22 protein-coding genes are annotated in these 25,466 nt (G+C 66.2%); 10 read left to right on the top strand and 12 right to left on the bottom strand.

Annotated features, from left to right (window positions below):
* Positions 1–10 precede the first annotated feature (10 nt).
* From ABFX29_RS03925 to ABFX29_RS03915, 3 genes are read right to left on the bottom strand one after another with little or no spacing between them, the layout of a single operon-like run.
* The gene (locus tag ABFX29_RS03925) at positions 11–745 is read right to left on the bottom strand and encodes a phosphatase PAP2 family protein (protein ID WP_152225038.1); all 735 of its coding nucleotides are present in this window, start codon (positions 743–745) and stop codon (positions 11–13) included.
* Positions 742–2,040 carry an alpha/beta hydrolase gene (locus ABFX29_RS03920; RefSeq protein ID WP_152225036.1) on the bottom strand — a complete coding sequence of 433 codons (1,299 nt, stop codon included), beginning with the start codon at positions 2,038–2,040 and terminating at the stop codon, positions 742–744. Before ABFX29_RS03920 ends, ABFX29_RS03925 begins: the two co-directional genes overlap by 4 nt.
* Positions 2,037–4,616, bottom strand: a complete 2,580-nt coding sequence (locus tag ABFX29_RS03915; RefSeq protein WP_152225034.1) for a bifunctional lysylphosphatidylglycerol flippase/synthetase MprF — start codon at positions 4,614–4,616, stop codon at positions 2,037–2,039. The genes ABFX29_RS03920 and ABFX29_RS03915 overlap by 4 nt, the downstream gene beginning before the upstream one ends.
* Positions 4,617–4,751: 135 nt before the next feature.
* On the opposite strand from ABFX29_RS03915, the gene ABFX29_RS03910 reads away from it, so the two are divergent.
* Both ABFX29_RS03910 and ABFX29_RS03905 read left to right on the top strand, forming a co-directional pair.
* Entirely contained in the window at positions 4,752–5,561 is an 810-nt protein-coding gene (locus tag ABFX29_RS03910; RefSeq protein WP_246167183.1) for a glycerophosphodiester phosphodiesterase family protein, read from the top strand.
* A gap of 55 nt (positions 5,562–5,616) precedes the next feature.
* Positions 5,617–6,726 carry a glycerate kinase gene (locus ABFX29_RS03905; protein ID WP_152225032.1) on the top strand — a complete coding sequence of 370 codons (1,110 nt, stop codon included), beginning with the start codon at positions 5,617–5,619 and terminating at the stop codon, positions 6,724–6,726.
* Between the two features lie 4 nt (positions 6,727–6,730).
* On the opposite strand, the gene ABFX29_RS03900 is transcribed toward ABFX29_RS03905, so the two are convergent.
* On the bottom strand, positions 6,731–8,044 hold the full coding sequence (locus tag ABFX29_RS03900; RefSeq protein ID WP_152225029.1) for a uracil-xanthine permease family protein: 1,314 nt from the start codon (positions 8,042–8,044) through the stop codon (positions 6,731–6,733).
* A gap of 145 nt (positions 8,045–8,189) precedes the next feature.
* On the opposite strand from ABFX29_RS03900, the gene ABFX29_RS03895 reads away from it, so the two are divergent.
* Both ABFX29_RS03895 and ABFX29_RS03890 read left to right on the top strand, forming a co-directional pair.
* Positions 8,190–9,068 carry an SDR family NAD(P)-dependent oxidoreductase gene (locus ABFX29_RS03895; protein WP_152225028.1) on the top strand — a complete coding sequence of 293 codons (879 nt, stop codon included), beginning with the start codon at positions 8,190–8,192 and terminating at the stop codon, positions 9,066–9,068.
* A complete protein-coding gene (locus tag ABFX29_RS03890; RefSeq protein ID WP_152225026.1) occupies positions 9,065–10,465 on the top strand; it encodes an aldehyde dehydrogenase family protein in 1,401 nt (466 codons plus the stop codon). The genes ABFX29_RS03895 and ABFX29_RS03890 overlap by 4 nt, the downstream gene beginning before the upstream one ends.
* Positions 10,466–10,546: 81 nt before the next feature.
* On the opposite strand, the gene pgm is transcribed toward ABFX29_RS03890, so the two are convergent.
* The 6 genes from pgm to ABFX29_RS03860 all read right to left on the bottom strand — a co-directional run bounded on the left by pgm (position 10,547) and on the right by ABFX29_RS03860 (position 18,516).
* Positions 10,547–12,178, bottom strand: a complete 1,632-nt coding sequence (pgm, locus tag ABFX29_RS03885) for a phosphoglucomutase (alpha-D-glucose-1,6-bisphosphate-dependent) (RefSeq protein WP_211372311.1) — start codon at positions 12,176–12,178, stop codon at positions 10,547–10,549.
* A gap of 162 nt (positions 12,179–12,340) precedes the next feature.
* Entirely contained in the window at positions 12,341–13,129 is a 789-nt protein-coding gene (locus tag ABFX29_RS03880; RefSeq protein ID WP_152225022.1) for an ABC transporter ATP-binding protein, read from the bottom strand.
* 16 nt (positions 13,130–13,145) lie between these two features.
* Positions 13,146–14,045, bottom strand: a complete 900-nt coding sequence (locus tag ABFX29_RS03875) for an ABC transporter permease (RefSeq protein WP_055240510.1) — start codon at positions 14,043–14,045, stop codon at positions 13,146–13,148.
* A 46-nt stretch (positions 14,046–14,091) separates the two neighbouring features.
* The gene (locus ABFX29_RS03870; protein WP_152225020.1) at positions 14,092–15,081 is read right to left on the bottom strand and encodes an ABC transporter substrate-binding protein; all 990 of its coding nucleotides are present in this window, start codon (positions 15,079–15,081) and stop codon (positions 14,092–14,094) included.
* 368 nt (positions 15,082–15,449) lie between these two features.
* Positions 15,450–16,922, bottom strand: coding sequence for a peptide MFS transporter (locus ABFX29_RS03865; protein WP_152225018.1), 1,473 nt, complete (start codon positions 16,920–16,922; stop codon positions 15,450–15,452).
* Positions 16,923–17,088: 166 nt separating this feature from the next.
* Positions 17,089–18,516, bottom strand: a complete 1,428-nt coding sequence (locus ABFX29_RS03860; RefSeq protein ID WP_152225016.1) for an amidase — start codon at positions 18,514–18,516, stop codon at positions 17,089–17,091.
* Between the two features lie 146 nt (positions 18,517–18,662).
* Here ABFX29_RS03860 and ABFX29_RS03855 point away from each other — a divergent pair, with 146 nt between their 5' ends.
* The 4 genes from ABFX29_RS03855 to ABFX29_RS03840 all read left to right on the top strand — a co-directional run bounded on the left by ABFX29_RS03855 (position 18,663) and on the right by ABFX29_RS03840 (position 21,287).
* A complete protein-coding gene (locus ABFX29_RS03855; RefSeq protein WP_420831131.1) occupies positions 18,663–18,980 on the top strand; it encodes a rhodanese-like domain-containing protein in 318 nt (105 codons plus the stop codon).
* Complete coding sequence (gene pheA, locus ABFX29_RS03850) at positions 18,977–19,939, top strand: prephenate dehydratase (RefSeq protein WP_246167181.1); 963 nt, start codon at positions 18,977–18,979, stop codon at positions 19,937–19,939. The genes ABFX29_RS03855 and pheA overlap by 4 nt, the downstream gene beginning before the upstream one ends.
* 1 nt (position 19,940) lies before the next feature.
* Positions 19,941–20,915: a DNA topoisomerase IB gene (locus tag ABFX29_RS03845; protein WP_152225013.1), complete on the top strand. Its 975-nt coding sequence runs from the start codon at positions 19,941–19,943 to the stop codon at positions 20,913–20,915.
* A 90-nt stretch (positions 20,916–21,005) separates the two neighbouring features.
* Positions 21,006–21,287: a hypothetical protein gene (locus tag ABFX29_RS03840; RefSeq protein ID WP_152225011.1), complete on the top strand. Its 282-nt coding sequence runs from the start codon at positions 21,006–21,008 to the stop codon at positions 21,285–21,287.
* 28 nt (positions 21,288–21,315) lie between these two features.
* Here ABFX29_RS03840 and ABFX29_RS03835 read toward each other — a convergent pair whose 3' ends face one another.
* Entirely contained in the window at positions 21,316–22,431 is a 1,116-nt protein-coding gene (locus ABFX29_RS03835) for a diacylglycerol/lipid kinase family protein (RefSeq protein WP_152225009.1), read from the bottom strand.
* A 66-nt stretch (positions 22,432–22,497) separates the two neighbouring features.
* Here ABFX29_RS03835 and serS point away from each other — a divergent pair, with 66 nt between their 5' ends.
* Both serS and ABFX29_RS03825 read left to right on the top strand, forming a co-directional pair.
* Positions 22,498–23,766 carry a serine--tRNA ligase gene (serS, locus tag ABFX29_RS03830; RefSeq protein ID WP_152225007.1) on the top strand — a complete coding sequence of 423 codons (1,269 nt, stop codon included), beginning with the start codon at positions 22,498–22,500 and terminating at the stop codon, positions 23,764–23,766.
* 124 nt (positions 23,767–23,890) lie between these two features.
* Entirely contained in the window at positions 23,891–24,736 is an 846-nt protein-coding gene (locus tag ABFX29_RS03825) for an HAD family hydrolase (RefSeq protein ID WP_152225005.1), read from the top strand.
* 4 nt (positions 24,737–24,740) lie between these two features.
* On the opposite strand, the gene ABFX29_RS03820 is transcribed toward ABFX29_RS03825, so the two are convergent.
* Positions 24,741–25,379 (bottom strand): hypothetical protein, encoded by a 639-nt coding sequence (locus ABFX29_RS03820; RefSeq protein WP_152227154.1) that lies wholly within the window; start codon positions 25,377–25,379, stop codon positions 24,741–24,743.
* Positions 25,380–25,466 lie beyond the last annotated feature (87 nt).

Genomic DNA, 25,466 nt, shown 5'->3' with positions numbered 1-25,466 from the left:
GCGGGAAGCCCTACACCGCCGGAAGCATCCTCATCCGGCGGGCGTGCAGCAGCTGGTGAACCGTAATGAGGATGGCCAGCCAAGCCAGTCCCAGGCTCCAGGCCACCAGCACATCGGTCAGCCAGTGATGGCCAAGGTAGACCCGGCTCAGTCCCACGGCCGCTATGAACACCGCAGCCATCAGGACGGTGATGATGCGGGCCCGCTTCGATTCCAGGTAGATGAACAGCAGATAGGCGATGGTTCCGCCCACCACCACGGAGTTCAGGGAATGTCCGCTCGGAAAGGACGCCGAGTACTCGTACGGTGGAACGGCGTCGGTCAGCGGCGGCCGGGAACGCCCCACCAGGGCTTTGCCGGCAACCGTCATCAGCAGGGATCCTGCCGCGGCCGAGGCCGTGAGGATCAGCGGCGTCCAGCTGCGCTGCCACCGGCACAGGACCGCCACGGCCGCTGCTGCCAGGATCGGAAGCCCAATGGTGCCGCCCAGATTCGTCAGCCAGGTCAGCGCCGTGTCCAGTCCCGGGGAGCGCAGGGACTTGGCGGCAGCGAGTACCGGGTGGTCCAGGACGGCAACGCCGTCCTCCTCCGCTACGGCCTCGTAGACGCCTCCGGCCACGAGGGCCAGCAGCAGGGCCGGGACCAGTCCGGCAGCAAGTGTCAGCAGCAGTATGCCGTGGCGGCCCAGGGCCTGCGCCAACCGGGAGAGCAGACGCTGGATGCGGTCAATGGGGGCGTCGCTCATGATCCCAGTATGCCAAGGCGGTGGCCGAGCCAGTCGAGGTTGTTGACAAGCCCCGCCTTCCACACCTGCCAGGAGTGGCCGCCGGGCAGCTCCTGCAGCTGGACGTCCATTCCCGCGGCCTTGGCCGCGTTGTACACCTCGCGGCCCTCCCCGTTGTAGACGCTGTCGTCCTTGCCGACCACTACTATCCCGGCGGTGTCCGGGAAGGACTGCTGCTTGAGGATGTCCAGCGCATTCTGCGCCGCGAATGCGGATGCGTCGCCGCCGAAGTACGTGTCCAGGAGGGACTGCATGCCTCCGGGGATGGTCGGTTCGTTCTCCCCGGCAATGTCGATGAACGTGGGGAAGGCAGCAGGAAAGTTCACGGCCAGCTGTACGGCGCAGGTACCGCCGTAGGAGTAGCCCGCGGCGGCCCACTGCTGCGGACCGCTGAGTCCGGCGGACAGGTTGGCCTGGATCCAGCGGGGCACGTCCTCGGCGAGATAAGTCGCTCCGCGGCCCTGTTTCGAATCGAGGCAAAGGGACCAGTTGGAGTTGGCTCCTCCGGAGAGGTCCGGAAGGACGACTATGGGAGCCAGCCCGTGGTGCCGGGCAGCGAAGTCATCCATCACCTCCTGCAGCTGGCCGCCCGCGAACCAATCTGCGGGTGCGCCGGGCTGCCCGTGCAGTGCGATCAGCACGGGAAGGTTCTGGGCATGCGGAGTCCCCAGATATGCCGGTGGCAGGTACACCAGGCTGGAAGCGGCGGCGTAGCCGGAACCGGATTCGGGGATCTGGACCTCATAGACCCCGCCTTCCGCGGGCATGTTCGACGGCGGTGTCCAGTTCGCTTCAGTGCTGGGCGTGGTGTCCTGCCCCGGAACGAGTTTCCGGAGGGGGACCTCGCCGTTTGAGTCGCCGGGACGCACCACAAGGGATTCAAGCGTGGGGAACTGGCCGTAGGCTACGTTGGTGGCTGACGCCGCGCCAAGCAGCACCGCAGCGGCTGAGAGGACCGTCAGGATCCGCGGGAGAAAGTCCCGGGAGAGGCGCCAGCGGGGAACTACCAGCAGCAGCGCTAATATTCCTGAGGCGGAATATAAGTACAGGTACCGCGGGAAGGAAGCGTTCCACCAGTCAAGCCAGAGCTCGGCCCCCACAAAAAGCAGCACCGTTCCGGCCATGGCGCCCATCAGGGCAAACGGGACCACCCTGGTGAGGTACCGCCGCGGACCCCAGCACAGCCAGCACAGTCCGGCAGCACCGAGGCTAAGCACCAGCACGGGCACAGCTCCCGAGGTCAGCGACAGGTTCATCGCTGGTTGCCCACGATCCGGCGGGCCATGGTGAAGGTCTGTCCCACGGATACATGCGGAAGGTAGGCACGGGCCAGGGCGTTCGCGATCGCCGGCAGGGACGCGGAATCCATGTACGTCATGTACAGCGGAACGTACTCCGGCTGGAACTTGGCCTTGTAGGCAAGCAGGGACCGGAAGCCGTACACCGGTTCAAGGGTGGCGCCGAGCCTTTCCATCAGCCACTCAAGGACCGGCGGCGTCCCGGCGTCCCGGCGCCCGGAACCGTTCTCCCCGGACGAACCTCCGCCCGGTGCTGCCGCCGCGGCTTGGCTCCGGGCCAGCGGGGCACCGGAAAGGCTGAGCAGGTGAAACCCTTCGTCCTGCAGGGACAGTGCCGCAGAGGCGATGAGGAAGTCCATGGCCGCCGGGAAACCGTGCGCACGGCGGCGCATGAAGTCCAGGGTCCACCCGGTGATCTCCCCGTCCCGGTAGATCGGCAGCCAGGAGGTTACGCCGTGCACCGTGCGGTCCTGGTCCACTGCGAGCAGCAGCCGCACGCCGTCGTCGTCAATCTCTTCTATCCCGCCCAGCGTGAAGCCCATTTCCGGCATCTGCTTTTCCGCCACCCATTCCTCGGAGATGGCATTGATCTGGTCCAGGACTGACAGCGGGGCGGTCCGGTAGGTGGTCCACTCCGCGCGGATCCCGGCTTTCCCGGCACGGTTGAAGGCCGTACGCACGTCCTGGAACCGCTTGCCGCGGAAGGCCAGGGACCCGAGCGGAAGCAGGGTTTCCTCCGCCACCTGCAGGTCCGTGTGTCCCAGGGCCGCGGCAGCTTCCCGGGTGGTTTCGTTCACCGAATAGAAGCATGCGGTCACACCGGATTCCGCACAGTACGCCGCGAAGCCCTCCACCGACTGCCGGAGTTCGGCAGGGGGGCCCACCGGGTCGCCAACAGTCAGGGCAACGCCGTAGCCAAGCCGGTACGCCACATAGGAATTGCCGGTGGGGGAGAACCAGTAGGAGTTGCCGCTCCAGAGCGTCATCCACGCCATCGTGCTGCCGCCGCTGGAGGTCAGCAGGGTCCGGGCCCGCTCTTCGGCAAGCGCGAAGCGGCTGTAGGCGGGCTCGAGGAAGGACCGCAGCAGCAGTACACAGGTGAGGATCCAGAAAACTACGCCTACCCCTTCGTAGAGGATGATGGCGGGAAGCGACTGCGGCAGCAGCTCCGGAGGCCTGGAAATGATCTCGGACACCGGCAGGAACCTCAGCGGCAGGTCTTCCAGCAGGGACTCCATATCTGCCTGCGGCGTGAAACCGCTGCGCAGCAGCAGCCCGCCTCCCACCCACGCGGCGGCCAGGATGACCCCGGCCGTGGCGCAGGTCAGGAACAGCCGGCGGTAGGTTCCCGGCGCTGCGGAGACGGCGAAGAGCCTTCCGGACAGGGCCAGCAGCACGAACACCAGCAGCGGCAGCAGCATGGGAAGCACCAGTGCCAGGGGCTGCACGGGTCCGCCGACGCCATACACTCCGCCGGTGTGGCCGAGGAGGAAGAAGCCGGTGCGGATGGCGGCTGCCAGGGTCATCAGGCCCTGCAGGATGAGGGCGCTGATCCAAGCGAACCGGCGGCCGCGGCGCAGTCCGTCAGCGAAAACAATGAGCAGCACCTGTGGCAGGACTGCCAGGAAGAAGCCCGCCAGTCCGGCGCTCTGTTCCAGCCGTGCGGTCCGGCACTCCGCCTGCAGGCCCGGATCGGCGCAGATGTTGGCCAGCGCCACCGGGTCAAGGGTTTCCGCGTTGGTGAACAGGTACGCAAGGACGGCCAGGGGCCCGACGGCGCGCACATTCAGTGCGGCAAGGACCGGCCCGACGGCGGTAGCCACCACCAGCAGCCCCACCAGGACCCGGGCTTCGCGCCGGCTGGACACCAGGCTTCGGGGCCAGCGGGGACGCCGGCCAAACAGGTACGGTCCCCAGATCCCGCCCGTGACTGCCGCGGCCAGGGACATCACGTCACGCAGCGCGCCTGAGTACAGGGCGAGGACCACCAGGAGGGTGAACAGTGCCAGCCGCACCCGGCGGCGCCAAAGAGTGCCCATGCCTGCCGACGCGGCCGCGGCGACCCCGCAGACCAAAGCCACCGGGCCAACAAACGAATCCGTGCTGAGTTCCCTGCCCCAGTTCTCGAAGGCACCGTTCAGGCCGGCCGCGAAGCCGATCCCGGCCAGGGCACCGATGACCTGGGTTCCCACCGCGGCCGCAAGGAACCGCCGGCTGCCCAGGAGGCGCTCGGCAGGCAGGCCCACGGCCAGTGTCAGCAGCGTTCCGCTGATGTATCCGGCCAGCCCGTTGGCCCACAGGGCGGAAAGCAGCAGTGCAGGCCAGTATTCCGGCAGGGTATCCACGGACACGCTCACCCAGGGCAGCAGGGGATCATCCGGACCGTCCACGATGGAAGAGGTCAGGATGCCCAGGAACCAGAACAGCACCACGAACACCAGCGTCACCGGGGACTTGGCGAGGGTTCCGCGCAGTCCGTCCGCGGGCCAGCGGAGCCAGCGCCCCGCTGTTTGCCGGGCAGAAGCGTGCTGCATACGGCCACCTCCATGGCTTGCCGGCAACGGTGGAAGGCTTCCGTCCCCCGGGTGCAGCCAGTCTAATTCCGGGAGTCCGCCCAGGGACCGGGAAGCCTCACAAGATCGCGTGCTGACAGGCGATAAAGTACCCCTGTGACCGCACTCCTGCCGTACTTCACCCCGCCGTCTGCGTTGCTGTCCTGCGGGGGTCCGCTGGGACTCTCCCACCGGGGGTTCAGTCCGGACGGGCTGGAAAACACCATGGCAGCCTTCGAAGCCGCGGTGGACCTGGGATTCGGCTATTTGGAAACCGATGTCCGGACCACCAGCGACGGTGTGCTTATGGCATTCCATGATGAAACCCTGGACCGGGTCACCGACGCCTCCGGCCCGATCAGTGCCCGGAGCCTGCGTGAACTGCGCGAAGTCCGGGTAGGCGGCACCGAGCCGATCCCCACGCTGGGGGAAGTCCTGGTCCGCTGGCCGGACGTGCGGCTGAACGTTGATATCAAGGACACCGCCGGCGCTGCTGCACTGGCCGCCCTGATCGAAAAACATCAGGCCCATGACCGGGTGCTGGTGACCTCCTTCTCGGACCGGCGGCGGCTGGACTGCCTGCGCCGGCTCTCCCGGCCGGCGGCGACCTCCGCCGGGTCCGCCGGCACGGCAGCCCTGCTGCTGCTCTCACCCCTGGGACTGGCCGGGCTGGTGGCACGGCTGGGCCGGTTCCGCTGTGTGCAGGTTCCCGTCAGCTTCCACGGGATCCCCGTGGTGCGTCCCGTGTTCCTGCGGCGCTGCCACAAGGCCGGAATCCAGGTCCACGTCTGGACCGTCAACACGCGTCCGCTGATGGAGGGGTTGCTGGACATGGGCGTGGACGGACTGGTTTCAGACCGGGCGGACCTGCTGTCCGAGGTGCTCTCTGTACGCGGTGCCTGGCCGCAGGGTGCAGGCAGCGCCTGATTCCCGGGGCGGCCACGCTGTGCCGCAGCGCGCATTCGCTGGCAGGATGTAATCCATGCGCGTGCTCATAGCCCCGGACAAGTTCAAAGGCAGCCTCACCGCCGAAGAAGCCGCTGCTGCCATGGCACAAGGGGTGCTCTCCGTCTATCCGGACGCGGACGTCACCCGGATTCCGGTTGCCGACGGCGGTGAGGGAACCCTCGAAGCTGCCCTGGCCGCCGGAGCGGAAGAGCGCTCCACCCGGGTCCGCGGGCCGCTGGGCCGCGAAGTCACGGCGGTGTGGGCGATGGACGGCACGACGGCGGTCCTGGAAACCGCACGTTCCTCGGGCCTGATGCTCGTGGAACCGTCCGTGCAGACTTCCCTCGCGGCGTCGAGCTTTGGCAGCGGGCAACTGATCACGGCGGCGCTGGACGCCGGGGCGCAGGAAATCATCCTGGGGATCGGCGGGTCGGCGATGACCGACGGCGGCTCCGGAGCGCTAACCGCCCTGGGCCTGCGGATCCTCGACGACGGCGGTAACCCGGTTCCGCCCGGCGGTGCCGGACTCGCAGTGGCAGCCGCCGTCGACGCCTCCGGGCTGGACCCGCGGATCAAGGACACAACCATCCGGATCGCGGCGGACGTGACCAACCCGCTCACGGGACACAACGGTGCGGCCCATATCTTTGGCGGGCAGAAGGGCGCCGATTCCTCGGCCCGGCTGCTGCTGGACGAAGCATTGGGAAACTGGGCCCGGCTGCTCAGGGAGGCAACCGGCGTCGACGTCGATGTCCCGGGCGCCGGAGCGGCCGGTGGTTTCCCATCGGCGTTCCTTGCCTTCACGGATGCGCGGATTGAACCCGGCTTTGAACTTATTGCCGATCTGGTGGGCCTGGCACCGGCGCTGGCCCAGGCAGACCTGGTGCTGTCCGGCGAAGGCTCCATCGATGAGCAGTCCCGTTACGGAAAGGCGCCCCTGGAGGTGGCCCGGCTGGCAGCGGAGCGGGGAATCCCGGTGGTACTGGTGGCCGGTGCGATCACGCTGAGCCCGAAGGTCCTGGCCGAGTATGGCGTGGAGGCAGCGGTCAGTCTGCTTGACCTGGCGCAGGGACCGGCGGACGCCATGGCGCGGGCAGAGTTCTACGTCGCCCGCGCCACGCAGGCGGCCCTCGAAGGGGCCTAGCTTCCTAACCCAGGCTGGACGGCGTGGCGCCGACGTCTTCCTGGGGCTCATCCGGCATGGTGCCGCGCCAGCGGGCGATCGCCGTCATGCCGTGGTAGATCACCAGGGTGGCGGCGGTGCCCAGGGCGATGCCCTCGAAGGTCAGGCCACCAACGTTCCAGGTGTAGTTCGCGATGCCGACCACCAGTGCAACACCGGCCACGGAAAGGTTGATCGGGTTGGAGAAGTTCACGCGGTTATCCACCCAGATCCGGACACCGAGGATCCCGATCATGCCGTAGAGCACCACGCCCGCTCCGCCCAGGACGCCGGGCGGAATAGTGGCGATGAGGGCGCCGAACTTGGGGAAGAGGCTCAGCAGCACGGCGGTGATGCCGGCAACCCAGTAGGCAGCCGTGGAGTAGACCCGGGACGCGGCCATGACGCCGATGTTCTCCGCGTAGGTGGTGGTGCCCGAACCGCCGCCGGCGCCGGCCAGCATGGTGGCAACGCCGTCGGCCATCAGTGCCCGGCCGGTGTAGGGGTCAAGGTTCCGTCCGGTCATGGCAGCCACCGACTTCACATGGCCGATGTTCTCCGCAACCAGCACCAGCACCACGGGGACGAACAGGCCAATGACGTTGAAGTGGAACGTGGGAGCCGTGAACTCGGGCAGGCCGAACCAGGCTGCGTCATTGATGGCGGAGAAGTCCACCTCACCCTGGATGACGGCGGCGGCGTAGCCGGCCAGGACACCAACCAGGATGGAGAGGCGGCCGATCAGGCCCTTGAAAAGCACTGTGGTCAGCAGGATCACCACAACCGTGACGGTGGCGGTGATGGGACCGGCCTCGTAGTTGGTGCGGGTGGTGGGAGCCAGGTTCAGGCCGATCAGGGCCACGATCGCACCGGTGACGGTGGGCGGCATCAGGACCTGGATCCACCGGGTGCCGGCCAGCTGTGCAGCAAGGCCGATCAGGAACAGGGTGGCGCCGGCCATGATGATGCCGCCCAGCGCGCCGCCCGGACCGTGCTGGTTCACCGCAGCCGCGATCGGCGCGATGAACGCGAAGGATGAACCCAGGTAGCTGGGGACCTTCCCGGCGGTAATGATCAGGAACAGGATGGTTCCGACGCCGGAGAAGAACAGGGTGGTTGCCGGCGGGAAGCCGGTCAGCAGCGGCACCAGGAACGTAGCACCGAACATGGCCACCACGTGCTGGGCGCCAATGCCGATGGTGCGCGGCCAGCTGAGTCTTTCATCCGGAGCGACGAATGAGCCGGGAGTAACTGTCTTGCCGTTCCCGTGGAGTTTCCAGTCTGTGCCGAACCTGCTCATGCGTGTGCCTTCCAAAGGACAAAGGGGGATTGATTCGTGGAGAATGTTACCGGCGGGGCTTCTGTGCCACGCTATGTTGCACGCACCGGTAATTTTACCGGGGAAGCAGTTGGGCCTAAGGCGGCCTGTGACGGACGGATCATACGTGGGAATTTCAGTTTCTGGACGGACAGTACTCATCACCGGCGCAGCCATGGGCATGGGCCAGCTGTACGCCGAACGGGCAGTCCGCGAAGGCGCGCGGGCCGTGGTGCTCTGGGACCGGAATGCCGAGGCGCTGGATGCCGCAGCACAGCGGCTGCGCGGACTCGGATCCTCCCAGATCCTGCCGTACACGCTGGACGTCTCGTCAGCAGCCGAAGTTGCCGAAAACGCCGAGGCGGTGCTGGCAGAACTCGGTGCGCCGGACGTGCTGATCAATAACGCGGGCATTGTCCGCGGCAAGTACTTCTGGGAGCACTCCGGAACGGACATTGACGCCGTCATGGACGTCAACACGCTGGCCCCCATGCACATCACCCGCGCCTTCCTGCCGGGCATGATCGAACGGCGCACCCCCGCCCGGATCCTGAACGTCGCCTCCGCGTCCGGCACCCTGTCGGTGCCGAAGATGAGCGTCTACACCGCCTCCAAATGGGCTGTGATCGGCTGGAGCGATTCACTGCGGCTGGAACTGGAGGAAGCCGGACACGGCCACGTGCAGGTCACCACCCTGATCCCCAGCTACATCAAGACCGGCATGTTCGAAGGTGCCCGCGGCCCGCTAATGACGCCGCTGATGGAACCTGAATACGTGGTGGACAAGGCCTGGAAGGCGCTGCTTGAGGGCAAGGCCCGGGTCCAGCTGCCGTGGACCGTCCCGCTGGGCAGCGCCCTGCGCGGACTGCTGCCCCAGCCTGCATGGGACGTGGTGGCAGGCAGGGTCTTCAAGGTCTACCAGTCCATGGACCACTTCACCGGCCGTCCGGCCGCGGACCCGGGGGCATCAGCCTCGCCAGCGGCCGGCACCGGGAATCGGGCATGAGCGCGGGCATCCCGGCGCCTTCCCCGGCAGGAAGCGTTCCGGCCCAGGTAGCTGCGGTCCGCAAGGTTTATGCCAGCGGCCGTACCCGCCCGCTGGCATGGCGGAAAGAGCAGCTGAAATCCCTGATGCGGATGCTCTCCGAGCGGGAGCAGGAGTTTGCCGCAGCGCTGCGCGAGGACCTGGGCAAGAACCCCCTCGAGGCCTACCTCACCGAAATCTCCATCACCCGGGCCGAAGCAGCCCACGCGCTGAAGCACCTGACGGACTGGACCCGGACCACCAAGGTACCGGTGCCGCTGGGCCTGCAGCCGGCGTCGGCCAAGGTTGAACCGCAGCCGCTGGGCGTGGTGCTGATCATCGCGCCGTGGAACTACCCCGTTCAGCTGCTCCTCGCCCCGCTGATCGGTGCGCTCGCCGCGGGCAACGCCGTAGTACTGAAGCCCAGCGAGCTTGCACCAGCCACGTCCGCTGCGGTAGCCCGGATCCTCCCGGCGTACCTGGACCCGGAGGCAGTGGTGGTCATCGAAGGTGCCCAGGAGGTATCCCAGGCGCTGCTCGGCGAACGCTTCGACCACATCTTCTACACCGGCGGTGAACGGGTGGGCAAAATTGTCATGCGCGCTGCCGCTGAGCACCTGACCCCGGTGACGCTGGAGCTGGGAGGCAAGTCTCCCGCCGTCGTACTGGATGGAAACCTGACCGCCGTCGCCCGCCGGCTGGCCTACGGCAAGCTGATCAACGCGGGGCAAACGTGCGTGGCACCTGACTACGTGCTGGTTACCGAGGATGCAGCCCCCAAACTCCTCAAGGCCCTGTCCAAGGTCCTCCGCGAGTTTGTGGGCAAGGACCCGTCCCGCAGCGCCAACTACGGCCGGATCGTCAACGAGGGGCACTTTGACCGGCTCACGGGCTATCTGGCTGACGGGACCGTCGTTTCCGGCGGCCGCAGCAGCCGGGATGACCTCTACATCGAACCCACGGTGCTGGCCGGGGTACCGCTGGACGCGCCGGTGATGCAGGAGGAAATCTTCGGGCCCATCCTTCCGGTGGTTACGGTCCGGGACCTGGAGGAGGCGATGGAGATCATCAACGCCCGCCCCGTCCCCCTGGCGTCCTACCTGTTCACGTCCTCGGCGGCGCAGCAGCGCCGGTTCGAGCAGGGAGTGCGGGCGGGCTCGGTGAACCACAACGCCGCGATTGTGCAGCTGGCAGTGCCGGATCTGCCCTTCGGCGGCGCCGGCGCCAGCGGTATGGGGGCGTACCACGGCAAGCAGTCCTTCGACACGTTCAGCCAGGCACGCCCGGTGTTCTCCAAGGGGACGCTGCTGGACACACTGCGCGTGGCCTACCCGCCGTACAACGGTTTCAAGGCCCGGATCCTGCGCCGCCTTCTCTAACTTCGAGATGACAGAAACTGCCCTTATGAACGCTCATACGGGCAGTTTCTGTCATCTCGTTTAAGTCGTTGGAGGAACGGGCTAGGAAATCACGGAGTCCACAATGGCCTTCGCCTCCGCCTGGACCTCGCTGAGGTGCTCGGCGCCCTTGAAGGACTCGGCGTAGATCTTGTACACGTCCTCGGTGCCGGAAGGCCGCGCCGCGAACCAAGCGTTCTCCGTGGTGACCTTCAGCCCGCCGACTGCTGCCCCGTTGCCCGGCGCTTCGGTCAGGCGCGCGGTGATTTCCTCGCCTGCCAGCGTAGTGGCGGTGACGTCCGACGGCGACAGCTTGGACAATGCCGCCTTCTGGTCGCGGGTGGCCGGGGCATCAACCCGTGCGTAGACCGGGTCCCCAAATCGGTTGGTCAGTTCCCGGTAGTGCTGGGACGGGGTCTTGGACGTGGTGGCGGTGATTTCTGAAGCCAGCAGGGCCAGCAGGATTCCGTCCTTGTCCGTGGTCCAGACCGAGCCGTCCAGCCGCAGGAAGGACGCACCCGCGGATTCCTCACCGCCAAACGCCACCTCGCCGGACAGCAGTCCCGGAACGAACCACTTGAAGCCCACCGGAACCTCCATCAGCCGGCGGTCCAGGCTTGCCGTAACCCGGTCGATCATGGAGGAAGAGACCAGGGTCTTGCCCACCATGGCGTCGCCGCGCCAGCCGGAGCGGTTTGCGTAGAGGTACTCTACGGCGGCGGCGAGGTAGTGGTTGGGGTTCATCAGCCCGGCATCCGGGGTGATGATGCCGTGCCGGTCGGCGTCGGCGTCGTTGCCCGTGGCGATGTCATACCGGCCGGCCTGGGCAATCAGGGACGCCATCGCGTCGGGGGAGGAGCAGTCCATGCGGATCTTCTCGTCCCAGTCCAGGGTCATAAAACCGAACTGAGGATCCACGCTGGGGTTCACCACGGTCAGGTTCAGCCCGTACTGCTCGCCGATGGCGCCCCAGTAGTCAACGGACGCGCCGCCCATCGGATCCGCGCCGATGTGCAGGCCGGAGGCCTTGATGGCGTCCATGTTCAGCACCGAACCCAGGTCGCCCACGTAGTGCTGCAGGAAGTCATAGGCGCCCACCGATTCGGCCAGCCGTGCCTCACCCAGCGGTACGCGCTGCACGCCGCGCAGCCCGTTCTCCAGCAGTTCGTTGGCCCGGTTGGCGATCCAGGCCGTGGTTTCTGCATCGGCCGGCCCGCCGGTGGGCGGGTTGTACTTGAAACCGCCGTCAGCCGGAGGGTTGTGGGACGGGGTGATGACAATTCCGTCCGCCTGGTCCGTGCGGGTGGCGTTGTGCGTCAGGATCGCGTGGCTCAGGGCCGGGGTGGGCGTGAAACCGGTCCGCGCGTCGATCAGGACGTTGACGCCGTTGCCGGCCAGGACCTCCAGTGCAGTGTTCTGCGCCGGTTCGGAAAGAGCGTGGGTGTCCTTGCCCATGAACAGCGGGCCGGTGATGCCTGCTCCGGTGCGGTACTCGACGATCGCCTGTGTGATGGCGGCGATGTGGGGTTCGTTGAAGGAGCCCTTGAGGGAGCTGCCGCGGTGCCCGGAGGTGCCAAAGGCTACTCGTTGGCCGGGATCGGAGAGGTCCGGTGCGACGTCGTAATACGCGTCAAGCAGGGCCGTCAGGTCGACGAGGTCGGATGGTTGGGCGGGGGTACCGGCTCGATTAGGCATAGCTCCAAGCATGCCAAACATTCGGGTGATCCGGCAGGCACCTTGCTTTTGTGCCTCACGATGGCGCTCCCGCCCAACTCCACGAGAGGACAGTTGCGGCTGTTTTGAGCGCTCAAAACAGCCGTAACTGTCCTCTCGATGGGGGGTTGGGAAGGGGAAGGGCTACTGGAGCAGCGTCCGGTCGTCCAGCCCGCCCTTGATCTTCTCGAATTCGTGCAGCAGGTCCGGGACGGTCATTGCGGCCTTCTGGGTGCTGTCCAGGTCCAGGATGATCCGGCCTTCATGCATCATGATGAGCCGCGTTCCCAGGTCCAGGGCCTGCTGCATGTTGTGCGTGACCATCAGCGTGGTGAGCTTGTGGCGGGCCACGATTTCACCCGTGAGGCGTGAAACCAGTGCCGCGCGCTGCGGGTCCAGGGCGGCGGTGTGCTCATCCAGCAGCAGGATCTTCGGTTCGCTGAACGTTGCCATCAGCAGGGAGAGCGCCTGGCGCTGGCCGCCTGAGAGCAGGCCGACCTTGGCCTTCAGCCGGTTCTCAAGGCCCAGTTCCAGGGACTTGAGGTCCTCGCGGAACAGCTCGCGCTTCTTGCCTGAAACGCCCCAGCCCAGGCCGCGGCGCTTGCCGCGCTCGTAGGCAATGGACATGTTCTGTTCGATGCTCAGCTGCGGGGCGGAACCGGCCATGGGGTCCTGGAACACCCGGCCAATGAACTTGGCCCGCTGGTAGTCGGCCAGCTTCGTGACGTCCTTGCCGTCGATCAGCACGGATCCGGTGTCCGGGCGGAGCTTGCCCGAAACCATGTTCAGCAATGTGGACTTGCCCGCACCGTTGGAACCGATCACCGTGATGAACTCTCCGGCGTGCAGTTCCAGGTCGATTTTCGCCAGTGCCACGCGTTCGTTGACGGTGCCGGCGAAGAAGGTCTTTTGTACGTTGTCGATTTTCAGCATCGTTTTGGCTTTCCTGCTAGCTGGCCGTGGTGACGGTGGATTTGCGCAGGCTGCTGAAGGTGGGCAGCCTGCGGAAGAGTTTCCACTGCGGCAGAATCAGGGCCAGCACAACCAGCACCGCAGAGATCAGCTTCATGTCGTTGGGCTCGAAGCCCAGGTCCAGGGCCAGGGCGATGACGATCCGGTAGACAACCGCACCCAGGACGACTGCCAGGGTGGAAACCACGATCAGCCGGCTGCCGAAGATGGCCTGGCCGATGATCACCGATGCGAGGCCCACAAGAATCAGTCCGATGCCCATGCCAATGTCCGCGAAGCCCTGGTACTGGGCCACCATGGCACCGCACAGGCCGACGAAACCGTTCGAGAGCGCCAGGCCCAGGATCTTCATCCGGTCCGTGCTGACGCCGAAGCTGCTGACCATTTCCTGGTTGTCGCCCGTGGCCTGCATGGCCAGGCCCAGGTCCGTGTGGAGGAACCAGTCCAGGAAGAGCTTCACGCCCAGGGCCAAAAGGGCGAAGAGGGCAATCGCGACGGCGCCGCCCAGGTAGCCGTTTTCACGCAGGGGTGTGATGAGGGTGTCCTCGCGGAGCAGGGAAAGGTTGGACGTTCCCATGATCCGCAGGTTGATGGAGTACAGGGCAATCATGGTCAGGATGCCGGCCAGCAGCCCGTTGATTTTGCCCTTGGTGTGCAGCAGCCCGGTGACACAGCCCGCTACCAGGCCCGCTCCAAACGCGGCGGCCGTGGCGGCCAGGGGTGGAACCCCGTTGGTGATGGAAATGGCCGCCACGGCTGCGCCGGTGGTGAAGCTGCCATCCACGGTAAGGTCCGGAAAATCCAGGATCCGGAAGGTGAGGTAAACGCCCAGGGCCATAACGGCGTAGATAAGCCCCAGTTCAACAGCAGTGATCATGGAAGTTCTGTTCCTTACAGCAGGGTGGGAAAGGCAGCTTCGAGGATTACTCGATGACCTTGTCGGCCTTTTCGAGCATCGACGCGGGAATCTCGATGCCCATGTTGGCGGCGGCGGTCTTGTTGACCACAAGCTGCACTTCATCCAGGGTTTCGATGGGCATGGTGGCCGGGTCGGCGTCCTCTTCCAGGATCTTGATGGCCATCAGGCCGGTCTGGTAACCGAGCGCTTCGTAGTCGATGCCCCAGGTGGCAAGGCCGCCGGCTTCGACGGCACCGGCGTCACCGGTGACCAGCGGGATCTGTTTGGTTTCCGCAATCTGGACGACGGAGTCCAGGGCAGCCACAACGTTGTTGTCCGTGGGGATGTAGAAGGCATCCACGTCCAGGGACTCGGCAGCCTGCTGCACCTCAGCGGTGTTGCTCACTGCGGCGAGCTTCAGTTCGAGGCCAAGATCCTTTGCCGCTTCCTGGGCCAGTTCGATCTGCACTTCGGAGTTCACTTCACCGGAGCTGTAGACGATTCCCACCGTCTTGGCGTCCGGCGCCAGTTCCTTGATCAGTGCCAGCTGGTCTGCAACAGGATTGAGGTCGCTCGTGCCGGTGAGGTTGGCGCCCGGTGCGTCCCAGGAATCGACGAGCCCGGCTTCTTCCGGTTCGGTAACAGCCGTGATGAGGATCGGAATGTCGGTGATGGCCTGGGCAGCGGCCTGTGCCGTCGGCGTCGCGATCGCCAGCACCAGGTCCAGGTCGTCAGAGGCGAACTTTGAGGCGATGGAGGTGGCAGTGGCCTGCTCCCCGGCTGCATTCTGCTCGTCGTAGGAGATGTTCTCGCCTTCGGTGTAGCCGTTCTCGGCCAGCGCCCGCTTGAATCCTTCCTTGGCGGAGGTCAGGGCATCGTGCTCCACGATCTGGGTGATGCCGATCCTCACCATGTCCGAATCGCCGCTTGCGGCGGAATCCGAGCCGCAGCCGGTCGCCGCGAGGGATGCACCCAGCAGCAGGGCCCCCAGTGCCCCTGTCTTTGAACGCTTCATCGTTGCCCTTTCAGTGCGCTGCCCGGGGGCGGACGGCGCCGGCCGGGCAGGGTGTCGTTGTGCCGGACGCTGGCATCCGGTCCCCGGCCCGACGTCGTTGATCGGAGCCCGGCAAACGGGTGCAGTTCAGCACCGGCTGATTGAACGATACTAACTGTGAGGGCAGTCACAATGTCTAATGTGTCGCACGACGTGGAGACAGATGCATGCCAGAGCGCGGGGCAGCCGGACAAATGATCGACACTGCGGGTTCAAAATCCCCAGAGTGTCCACACGCTGGGGCGTGGTTCGGCAAGCAGTCGATACGCAAAAAGTGCCCATTTGGAATCCAAACGGGCACTTTTTGCTAGGCGAAGTGAAAGAACGGGTTACCGTACTCCGCCCATGAGCTTCTTGATTGCCGGGGCGCACAGGGCCAGGGCGATGCCCAAGACGATTGCGGTGATGCCCAGGAAGGAGAAGTAGCTGACTTCGGTGTCCTGGCTGTAGAACTGTGCCAGCCAGCCGGAGAGCGTGCTGCCCAGGGAGACCGACAGGTAGAACAGTGCAACCATCTGCGTGGGGAACGCGGCCGGAGCCAGCTTGGTCGCTGCGGAGAGGCCGGTTGGGGACAGCGACAGTTCAGCGAAGGTGAACAGCAGCAGGATGCCGGCCAGCGCCAGCAGCGGGGTGCTGGCAGGGCCGCCGCCGGAGAACGGGATAAAGGCGAGGAACGCCAGGCCCATCACGGCCAGGCCAATTCCGAACTTCAGCGGGGTGCCCGGCTGGCGGGTGCCCAGCTTGGTCCACATGCTTGCGAACACGGCGGCAAAGATGATGATGAAGATCGGGTTGATGGACTGGACAAAGCTGGGCGGCATTTCCCAGCCGAAGATCTCCCGGTTAAGCGAGGTGTCTGCGTAGAGCGCCACAACGGTGAACTGCTGCTGGAACAGCGCCCAGAAGGCAGTGCTCGCTACGAACAGCGGCATAAAGGAGAACACGCGGCGGCGTTCAACCTGGCTTACACGCTTGCTGGACAGGATGACCACGAAGTATGCGATCGCTGCGCCGAGGGCGAGGATTGCCATCAGGCCGACCAGGTTTTCGCTGTTGATCAAGCCGAAGGCAACTGCGGCCAGTACGACGACGATTGCCGCTGCGGCGATAGCCCCAACGCGGACGAAGTGGCTCTTGGGCAGCGGGTTGGCTACCAGATGTGCGGACTCCGGCAGGTACTTGCGGGTCGCGGCGTACTGGGCCAGGCCGATGGCCATGCCGGCAGCGGCGAGGCCGAAGCCGAAGTGGAAGCCGAGGGAATCCCAGAGCAGGCCGGTGAGGATGGGGCCCATCAGGCCGCCGATGTTGATGCCCATGTAGAAGATGGAGAATCCGGCGTCGCGGCGTTCATCCTTCTCGTCGTACAGGCTTCCCACCAGGGCGGTGGCGTTGGCCTTCAGGCCGCCGGAGCCAATGGCGATGAGTACCAGTCCGATTGCCAGTCCGGCGTAACCGGGAACCAGTGACAGCGAGATGTGGCCGACCATGACGAGGATGGCCGAGTAGAAGAGGGTCCGTTCGGATCCCAGGAGGCGGTCCGCTACCCAGGCGCCGACGATGGAGGAGAGGTACACGCCGCCGCCGTAGGCGCCAACGAGGCCTGCAGCCACTCCCTCGGACATGCCCAGTCCGCCGTCGGTGACGGAGTAGTACATGTAGTACAGCAGGATGCCCTGCATGCCGTAGAAGGAGAAGCGTTCCCAGAGCTCAACGCTGAAGAGATTCGCGAGCATCCGGGGATGGCCGAAAAATGCCTTCCGCGCGGTTGGCGCGGGGCTGGTAGTGGTGGGGCTTGGACTCATCGTTTAATAGTCCCAAAACACCGCTGTGACGGATTCAACGCCAAAAGCGGAAATCAAGGTGTTTTACCCGCTTTCATGCAAGGCTATGTGGCCAGCATCACCGTTAAAACGGCACATTTGTCCACATGCTGGACAAAAAGGCTCCCCGTTAAGGCTCTGCCTGTTATTAGAGACCCAACTGGGCAGCCACCGCTAACAGGTCAGCCTCCGCACCCGGGCGCCCGATCAGCTGCACGCCCATGGACAGGCCATCGGCGGTCACATAGGCCGGGATGGTGACGGCGGGGAGGCCGCATACGTTCACCATTGAGGTGAACGGCGAGTAGCGGCATTGCAGGGCATAGTCATCCGCGGCGTCCCCGGTCCAGTACCAGCCGATCGGCCGGGGAGTCATCGCCACCGTCGGGGTGAGGACCATGTCCCAGGCGGAGAACTGGGAGATGGTCTCCTCTTCAAAGCCGCGCAGCACCTCGACGGCGCCGGCCAGGTCCGCGGCGGAGCGCTGGAGCGCGCGGCGGCGCATGGCAGCCGTCAGCGGGGTCAGCTTCTGCTCGCCCTCCGGGGGCAGCGGGATGTTGGCCAGCGGCGCGGTCCACACCAGTTCGAAAGCGTCGGGGTAACGCTCGTCGTAGTGCACGTCGGCTTCGGAGACCTCGTGTCCTGCTCCGGTCAGGGCCAGGACTCCGGCTTCCAGGCCCAGCAGCGCCTCCGGCCCCAGTTCAATGTCCAGGCGTGATTCGAAGGGGGAGCGGGTGCTGACGCCTATGCGGAACCTCCCCTCGGCCCGCAGTGCCGCCTCAAGGAATGAGCCGGATGCCGGTGGTGCGCTGGTGGCGTGGTAGTTCGGTTCAGCAGTCATCGCATCGAGCAGGAGAGCAGCGTCGGCAGCCGTTCGTGCCAGCGGCCCGGCAACCACGAACTGGCCCAGATCCCGCTGGCCCCCGCCGGAAGGCACCCTGCCGCGGTTTGGCTTCAGGCCTACCAGCCCGGTGGCGGCCGCCGGGATGCGCACTGAACCGCCGCCGTCGGTACCGGGAGCGAAAGGCAGCATGCCTGCTGCAACTGCGGCTGCGCTGCCACCGGAGGAGCCGCCCGGGCTGAGCGCCGGGTTCAGGGGATTCCGGGCCGGGGGTGCCACGAGGTTCTCGCTGTAACTGCTGAGGCCAAACTCCGGCACCTGCGTCTTGCCCAAGTTGATCGCACCCGCCGCCCGCAGCACGGCAGGCAGGGGGCCGTCTGCACCAGCTGGAACCGGGGGAACGGCGGCACTGCCCATGGTTGTGGGAACGCCGGCGACGTCGGTGAGGTCCTTGTGTGCCAGCGGCATGCCGTGCAGGATTCCCAGCGGGCGCCCGGCGGCCATTGCGTCGTCGGCCCGCCGTGCCTCAGCCAGCGCTGTGTCCGCGGTGACGGTGATGAAGGATCCCAAGTCCGGATTCAAGGCCTCGATACGCCCCAGGAAGTATTCCGTGGCTTCCCGGGCGGAAACGTCGCCGCAGGCCAGGGCATCGCGCAGCGCGAGGGCGCTGAGCGAACCGATCCCCTCCCCGGAAGGCGTCCCTGACCGGGACGGGGCGGCTGGACCATTGGGCATTGTTACCTCCGGTGCGCGGGGGGCTTTGTTCTCTGGCGGTGCATCCCACTATAGGCTGGGATAAACAGCACGGGCGCCCCCGCAGCGGGTTGGTTCTGTGCCTTGTCAGACCCCGGTAAGAGAGACTGCGAGGAAGTGTGAGCGAGATGGAAAACGTATCTGTGGACGCGATTGGCGAAGGTGCCCGGGTCCTGGATGTCCGCGAAGACTACGAGTGGGAAGCAGGGCACATTCCGAACGCCGTGCACATTCCCCTGGACCAGCTCCCCGACCGCCTCGATGACCTTGATCCGGACCAGGACCTCGCTGTGATCTGCCGTTCCGGCGGGAGGAGCGCACGTGCAACGCAGTGGCTCGAATCCCACGGCTACTCTGCGGTCAACGTCACCGGCGGAATGGGTGCCTGGCTCGAAGCGGGCAAGGAAATGGTTTCCGAAAACGGTCAGGAACCGACCGTCGTATGAGTCCTGCGGGCACCGCCGGGCAGCCCAAGCTCCCGGGAACCATGGTCTACACATATCTGGGGCCCGAGGGGACCTTCACCGAAGCGGCCCTGCTGCAGGTCCCCGGTGCCGCCGACGCGGTAAGGATCCCGTCCACCAGCGTCACGTCCGCGCTGGAGATGGTCCGTTCGGGGCACGCCAACGCCGCGGTGGTGCCGATCGAGAATTCCGTGGAAGGCGGTGTCAGCGCAACGCTGGACGCCATTTCCATTGGGCAGCCGCTGCGGATCCTTCGAGAGATCCTGGTGCCCATCACCTTCGTGCTGGCGGTGCGGCCCGGCATTGAACTCGAAGACGTTCGCAGGGTCTCAACCCACAGCCACGCCTGGGCCCAGTGCCGCAACTGGGCCGAAACGAATATTCCCAAAGCGGAATATATTCCGGCTTCGTCAACAGCCGCCGCCGCCGTCGGGCTGCAGGATGATTCTTCCGGATTCGACGCCGCTATCTGCGCCCCGCTGGTTGCCTCGCGGCTGGGCCTGAACGTGGCTGCCCGGGACATTGGGGACATTTCCGACGCCGTGACCCGGTTTATCCTGATCAGCCTCCCCGGGCTGCTGCCGGAACCCACCGGCGCGGACAAGACCACTGTGGTGATTCCGCTGCCCGAGGACCGCCCGGGTGCCCTGATGGAGATCCTGGACCAGTTCTCCACCCGGGGAGTGAACCTCAGCCGGATCGAGTCGCGGCCCACCGGAGCCTTCCTGGGGGACTACTTCTTCAGCATCGACGCCGACGGGCATGTCTCCGACGCCCGGGTGGCGGATGCGCTCAAGGGCTTGCACCGGGTGTCGCCGGAGCTGAGGTTCCTGGGCTCCTACCCGCGTGCGGACCACCGCCGCGCGCATGTCCTGCCGCACACCTCCGACTCCGCCTTCGAGGCAGCGGACCAGTGGCTCGAATCCCTGATTAACGGCTGACATGCCACGCCTGCGCCGCAGCAACTGCGAACATCCCGGCTACACCCGCCTGCGGTGGGGCAAGGGGTTCAGCTACCGCGGCCTGCGGGGCGAGGTCCTGAAGGACCCGGTGGAACTGCGCCGGATCCGCGCCCTTGCCATTCCGCCTGCGTGGCAGGACGTCTGGATTAGCCCCTACGCCAATGGCCACATCCAGGCCACCGGCCAGGACGGGGCGGGGCGGCGGCAGTACATCTACCATCCGCAGTGGCGCCAAATGAAGGACCGGGAGAAGTTCGACCGCGCGCTCGAATTTGCCCAGGCGCTGCCGTCCGCACGCCGGATCATCACCAAATACCTCCGCTCGGACGGCAATGGGCCCGAACGCGCGCTGGCCGCGGCCCTGCGGATCGTTGATTCGGGGGCCCTGCGGGTGGGTGGATCCAGGTATGCGGAAATGAACGGGTCCTACGGCACCACCACCCTGAGGGTGGAGCACGTCCAGGTCCGGGACACCCGCCTGCTGCTGGACTTCCCGGGCAAGAGCGGCCAGGAATGGCATGTGGAGCTTGATGACGAAGACCTCGTGGCGGCGCTCGCGCCAATGCTGGAGCGTCCGGATCCGGACACTGCCCTTGCCTACGTAGGTGTGGACGGGCAGTGGCACAGCATTGACGCCTCCCAGTTGAACGGCTTCCTTCGGGAAGTGACGAACGGAGATTTCAGTGCCAAGGATTTCCGGACCTGGCAGGCCACCGTCTCTGCGGCAATGGGCTTTGCCCGGGCTGCACGGACGGCCTCAACCAAGCGGGCACAGCAGCAGGCCGTGGCGCAGACTATTCGGGAGGTTGCCGAACGGCTGGGCAACACCCCGGCCGTGGCGCGGAAGTCCTATGTTGATCCCCGGCTGGTGGACCGTTTCCTGGACGGGGAGGTCATTCCGGTTGCCGGATACTCCGCCTCCGAGACGGCCGTGCGGGAACTGCTGAGCGAATAACCCGCGAAAGGGCCCGGGTTTATGGTAAGTATGCTTATAGACCACCGGCCCGGCGCCGGTGGGAGAAGCCATCAATGTGAAAGGCGGACCATGAGCGAGTACCCGAACGAAGACGAGCAGCTCACCAACCCCAAGCCCAGCGGGCAGGCCAGCGGTGATGACAACTACCGCGGCGACATTGGCGACCAGGGGAACGACCTCCGCTTCGCCGAAGAGCAGGAGCTCATCCGCGAACAGGCTTCTCCGGCATCCGTGAAGCATGAAGAAGGCGAGTACACCGACGCCGACGGGCGCAAGCAGCCGCCGCCGACCTCGAATTCTGCCGCGGAAACCGAAGGCAGCTACACCGACTCAGAAGGCACGCAGGACTAAGCGGCGAAGCCGCTAAGCCGCTAAGCGGCTAAGCGGCACCGAAACGCCTGAATCCGCCGGTCCAGCCGCCTGTCACGGCGGCGGGACCGGTTTCTGCGTCCGGAGCCCGCACCAGCAGGGAACGCGGGTCCACGCTTACGCTCACCCGCGTTGCTGCGCCGGTCAGGTCGCCGTCGAGCTGGGTGATGATCGGCTCCTCGGTGCTGACGGTGACCTTGCGCGCCCTGGTGTAGTCGATCAGGGAGAGCTCCTTGCGGTGCCGGGTCACCACTTTGCCCGCAACCGCCATCCAGCCCAGGACCGTGCGGGGAGTAAGCACCACAATGTCCAGCATCCCGTCGTCCAGGGCGGCTGATGGAATGAAGTCGATTCCGGCAGGCAGCTTCCCGGTGTTCGCGAAAAGTACGCTGCGGACCTTGCGCACCTGGGCGGGGGCGTCGTCGAGCTGGATCCGCATCCGCCGCCGCGGCCCAGGCATCAGCCGGATGCCTGCCTCGCTGTAGGCCAGCCAGCCCACCCGGCGCTTCAGGTCATCACGGGTTGCGGCGATCACTTCAGCATCCAGGCCGATGCCGCCCATGACCAGGAAGTTGCTGGCCGAGCGTGCACCCGTGCGTGAGTTTTCAAGCTCCAGCCGGCCCATGTCGATCCGCCGTTCGGTGCCGTGCAACGCAGCCTGGATGCTGCCGGGCAGGTCATTTACCGCCACCCCAAGGTTCCGGGCCAGCAGGTTGCCGGTTCCCAGCGGCAGCAGTCCCATCGCCGCACGCTGGTGGGCCAGCGCCCGCGCCACCTCGCGGACGGTACCGTCACCGCCGGCGGCCAGTACGACGTCGGCCCCCGCCGCCAGCGCGTCCTGCGCCTGGCGGTAGCCGGGGGAGTCCACTGTCGTCTCGAAAACCAGCGGCGGTTCCCACCCGGCCATTTCGCATGCGGCCGCGAGTGCAGCTTTCGCTTCCGCGGCCTGGGCCTTGATGGGGTTGATCACCACCGCCACCCGCTGGCTTGCCGATGCAACCGGACGGGTGATCCGGCCGGCAGCCGCCTGCCGGCGATGCCGCCGCGAGGTCACCTGCCAGGTGGCGATCGAGGCGATGACGGCGGTGGCCACAATGAGCAGGAGTACGGCGATTTCGGCGGGCATGGTGGTTTCAGGATAGCCGCCGGGCAGGGTGCGGGTCCCAGATGCGGTTTTCGGTACTCTTGAGACGTGATCGATGTAAATGAGCTGCGAGAAAATCCTGAGAAGTTCCGAGCATCCCAGCGCGCCCGGCTGGCCGAGCCGGAGCTGGTGGACGCGATCATTTCCGCGGATGCCCGCCGCCGGGTTGCCCGGACCCGCTACGAGACCCTGCGCGCCGAGCAGAATGCCTTCGGCAAGCGCGTCGCCCAGGCCAAGGGCGAGGAGAAGCAGGCGCTGCTGGCAGAGGTGAAGGAACTGGCTGCCGCCGTCAAGGCTGCCGGCACCGAAGCCGACGCAGTGCAGGCCGAACAGGAGGCCCTCGTCCGACGGGTCGCCAACGTCGTCGAGGACGGCGTTCCCGCCGGCGGCGAGGACGACTTCACCGTGCTGAAGACCGTTGGAAAGCCACGTGATTTCGACGCCGAAGGCTTCACTCCGCGCGACCACCTTGAACTGGGCGAACTGCTCGGTGCGATCGATATGGAACGCGGCGCCAAGGTTTCCGGATCCCGGTTCTACTTCCTGCGCGGCGTTGGAGCTCGCCTGGAGCTGGCCCTGCTGCAGATGGCCATGGACCAGGCCATCAAGGCCGGATTCATCCCGATGATTACCCCCACCCTGGTCCGTCCCGAGACCATGCAGGGCACCGGCTTCGACGTCGCACACGACGCCGAGATCTACCGCCTCGCCGAAGACGACCTGTACCTGGTCGGAACCTCCGAGGTCCCGCTGGCCGGCTACCACGCCGACGAGATCATGGACCTCAGCTCGGGGCCCGTCCGCTACGCCGGCTGGTCTTCCTGCTACCGCCGCGAAGCCGGTTCCCATGGCAAGGACACCCGCGGAATCATCCGCGTGCACCAGTTCAACAAGGTGGAGATGTTCACCTACACCTCCGTCGAGGAAGCCGCCGCGGAACACCAGCGGCTGCTGGCCTGGGAAGAGGAAATGCTCGCCAAGGTGGAGCTTCCCTACCGCGTGATCGAGACCGCTGCCGGAGACCTGGGCATGTCCGCAGCCCGCAAGTACGACTGCGAGGCATGGGTTCCCACGCAGGGCGCCTACCGCGAGCTGACCTCCACCTCGAACTGCACCACGTTTCAGGCCCGCCGCCTGAACATCCGTGAGCGCCAGGACGGCAAGACCCGTGCGGTGGCCACCCTGAACGGCACCCTGGCCACCACCCGGTGGATCGTCGCCATCCTGGAACACCACCAGAACCCGGACGGCTCGGTCAACGTACCCAAGGCACTGCAGCCCTACATGGGTGGCCTGGAAGTGCTCCCGGTCCAGTAGCAGGCGTTCGCTGCCCCCGCCCGGCGGGGGCAGCGAAGTCCCTCCCGGAAGAGTTCACCGGCTGTTTGCCCGGAGTGTGAACCTCGTCCTACCGGTATTTACCGGCTTCTGTTTATATGAGTCGATGACTACTCTCACTTCAGCCGGCACCGAAGACCGGTTCAACACAGACAGCAAGCACCTCGTAGCCCTGGACGTCGATGGAACCCTGGTGGACCACGACGGGCACATGTCCCCGAATGTCCGGTCCGCGGCCAGGGACGCAATCGACGCCGGACACCACCTGGTGATTTCCACCGGCCGTTCCTTTGGCGCCGCACTCCCGGTGCTGGAGAACATCGGCCTCACGGAGGGATTCACCGTCTGTTCCAACGGCGGCGTCACCCTGCAGGTGGATACCTCCCTGCCGGACGGCTACGAAATCGTGGACCGTGTGGTCTTCGACCCGCGCCCGGCCCTGGACGCCCTGCGCGTGGAACTGCCCACCGCCAAGTTCGCGCTGGAAGACCATGAGGGCCGTTTCCTTTCCACTGAACGCTTCCAGGACGCCAGCTTCGGCGCAGAAGCACAGGCTGTTGACTTCGAATACCTGCGGGACTGCAAGGCCGTGCGCGTCGTGGTGTTCAGCACTGACAGCACTGCCGAGGAATTCGGCCAGGCCGTGGAGGCAATCGGGCTGCACGGGGTGACGTACTCCGTGGGCTGGACTGCCTGGCTGGATATCGCGGCTGCCGGCGTCACCAAGGCCTCGGCCCTGGAACAGGTTCGGCGCCGGCTCAGCATCGACCCGATGCACACCGTTGCCGTAGGCGACGGGCGCAATGACATAGAGATGCTGTCCTGGGCAGCCCGCGGAGTGGCCATGGGCCAGTCCCCGGGGGAAGTCGTGGCGGCAGCCTCCGAAGTGACCGGCTCGGTCTACGAGGACGGCGCAGCGGAGGTTCTCCGCAGCCTGCTTGTGCGGCGCTAGCGGCTTACCGCGCCGAGTAGGGCAGGGGAGCGGGCGGGAGCGAAACCGGCCCGGAGGCCAGGTCCAGCAGGCGTGCGGCGGCCGGCCGCGTGGCCCATTCCTCAACCCAGTGGGAGCGGACCACGGCCTTGCTGACCGCCTGTGCCGTGATTCCCAGTTCTTCCGCCACGTATTTCTGCTGCCCCCGGGCCCCTGGAGTCATGAGGTCCAGGACCTTCCACTCGGCGGCGGTCCGGCTGGCAACGATCTGGCCCAGCAGGCGCAGCACTGCCTCGGCCTCGGAGGCCACCTCGGCGTCGGGACCTTGAACGGCCAGCGGGATGCGGTCACCCGACCGCTGCGCCCGTTCCACGGCCCGGCGTGCATAGACCAGGCCAAAGCCCTCCGCCTGCATCACATCAGCGGGCAGCGGCCTGCGGATTTCGCCGATGCCGATTCCCACGTTCCAGCGGCGGGCGCGGATGGCTACCAGAGCCGCGTCAACAGCGGCCGAGGGGTGCGCGAGGATGCCCTGGGCTTCATCGCCCACCGAGCGCTGGAAGTCCACCGCAGCAGGGATGTGCCGCAGGGAGCGCAGCAGGTCGGGGACCTGGTCTCCCGCCTCGCGGGTGTCCCGCTGGTTGATGGTCAGCACAAAATGCATGGCATCAGCATGCCAGAGCATCTCCTGAAACAACCGATATCGGTTGACCGGGCGTGCCGCGTTCACCGAGATAACAGAAACTGCCCG

This window comes from Arthrobacter gandavensis (genome assembly GCF_039528575.1).
Lineage (GTDB): Bacteria > Actinomycetota > Actinomycetes > Actinomycetales > Micrococcaceae > Arthrobacter_B > Arthrobacter_B citreus_B.
The sequence above is the reverse complement of the archived record's forward strand: the minus strand, read 5'-3'. Positions and strand labels throughout refer to the sequence as shown.

What these genes read in the sequence shown, in the direction of transcription:
- pheA (WP_246167181.1), top strand. Translation starts at nt 18,977, where the DNA reads ATGAGTCCTGCGGGCACCGCCGGGCAGCCCAAGCTCCCGGGAACCATG.
- ABFX29_RS03870 (WP_152225020.1), bottom strand. Translation starts at nt 15,081, where the DNA reads ATGAAGCGTTCAAAGACAGGGGCACTGGGGGCCCTGCTGCTGGGTGCA.
- ABFX29_RS03835 (WP_152225009.1), bottom strand. Translation starts at nt 22,431, where the DNA reads ATGCCCGCCGAAATCGCCGTACTCCTGCTCATTGTGGCCACCGCCGTC.
- ABFX29_RS03900 (WP_152225029.1), bottom strand. Translation starts at nt 8,044, where the DNA reads ATGAGCAGGTTCGGCACAGACTGGAAACTCCACGGGAACGGCAAGACA.
- ABFX29_RS03920 (WP_152225036.1), bottom strand. Translation starts at nt 2,040, where the DNA reads ATGAACCTGTCGCTGACCTCGGGAGCTGTGCCCGTGCTGGTGCTTAGC.
- ABFX29_RS03905 (WP_152225032.1), top strand. Translation starts at nt 5,617, where the DNA reads ATGCGCGTGCTCATAGCCCCGGACAAGTTCAAAGGCAGCCTCACCGCC.
- ABFX29_RS03860 (WP_152225016.1), bottom strand. Translation starts at nt 18,516, where the DNA reads ATGCCCAATGGTCCAGCCGCCCCGTCCCGGTCAGGGACGCCTTCCGGG.
- pgm (WP_211372311.1), bottom strand. Translation starts at nt 12,178, where the DNA reads ATGCCTAATCGAGCCGGTACCCCCGCCCAACCATCCGACCTCGTCGAC.
- ABFX29_RS03925 (WP_152225038.1), bottom strand. Translation starts at nt 745, where the DNA reads ATGAGCGACGCCCCCATTGACCGCATCCAGCGTCTGCTCTCCCGGTTG.
- ABFX29_RS03880 (WP_152225022.1), bottom strand. Translation starts at nt 13,129, where the DNA reads ATGCTGAAAATCGACAACGTACAAAAGACCTTCTTCGCCGGCACCGTC.
- ABFX29_RS03820 (WP_152227154.1), bottom strand. Translation starts at nt 25,379, where the DNA reads ATGCATTTTGTGCTGACCATCAACCAGCGGGACACCCGCGAGGCGGGA.
- ABFX29_RS03865 (WP_152225018.1), bottom strand. Translation starts at nt 16,922, where the DNA reads ATGAGTCCAAGCCCCACCACTACCAGCCCCGCGCCAACCGCGCGGAAG.
- ABFX29_RS03890 (WP_152225026.1), top strand. Translation starts at nt 9,065, where the DNA reads ATGAGCGCGGGCATCCCGGCGCCTTCCCCGGCAGGAAGCGTTCCGGCC.
- ABFX29_RS03845 (WP_152225013.1), top strand. Translation starts at nt 19,941, where the DNA reads ATGCCACGCCTGCGCCGCAGCAACTGCGAACATCCCGGCTACACCCGC.
- ABFX29_RS03825 (WP_152225005.1), top strand. Translation starts at nt 23,891, where the DNA reads ATGACTACTCTCACTTCAGCCGGCACCGAAGACCGGTTCAACACAGAC.
- ABFX29_RS03855 (WP_420831131.1), top strand. Translation starts at nt 18,663, where the DNA reads ATGGAAAACGTATCTGTGGACGCGATTGGCGAAGGTGCCCGGGTCCTG.
- ABFX29_RS03915 (WP_152225034.1), bottom strand. Translation starts at nt 4,616, where the DNA reads ATGCAGCACGCTTCTGCCCGGCAAACAGCGGGGCGCTGGCTCCGCTGG.
- ABFX29_RS03875 (WP_055240510.1), bottom strand. Translation starts at nt 14,045, where the DNA reads ATGATCACTGCTGTTGAACTGGGGCTTATCTACGCCGTTATGGCCCTG.
- ABFX29_RS03840 (WP_152225011.1), top strand. Translation starts at nt 21,006, where the DNA reads ATGAGCGAGTACCCGAACGAAGACGAGCAGCTCACCAACCCCAAGCCC.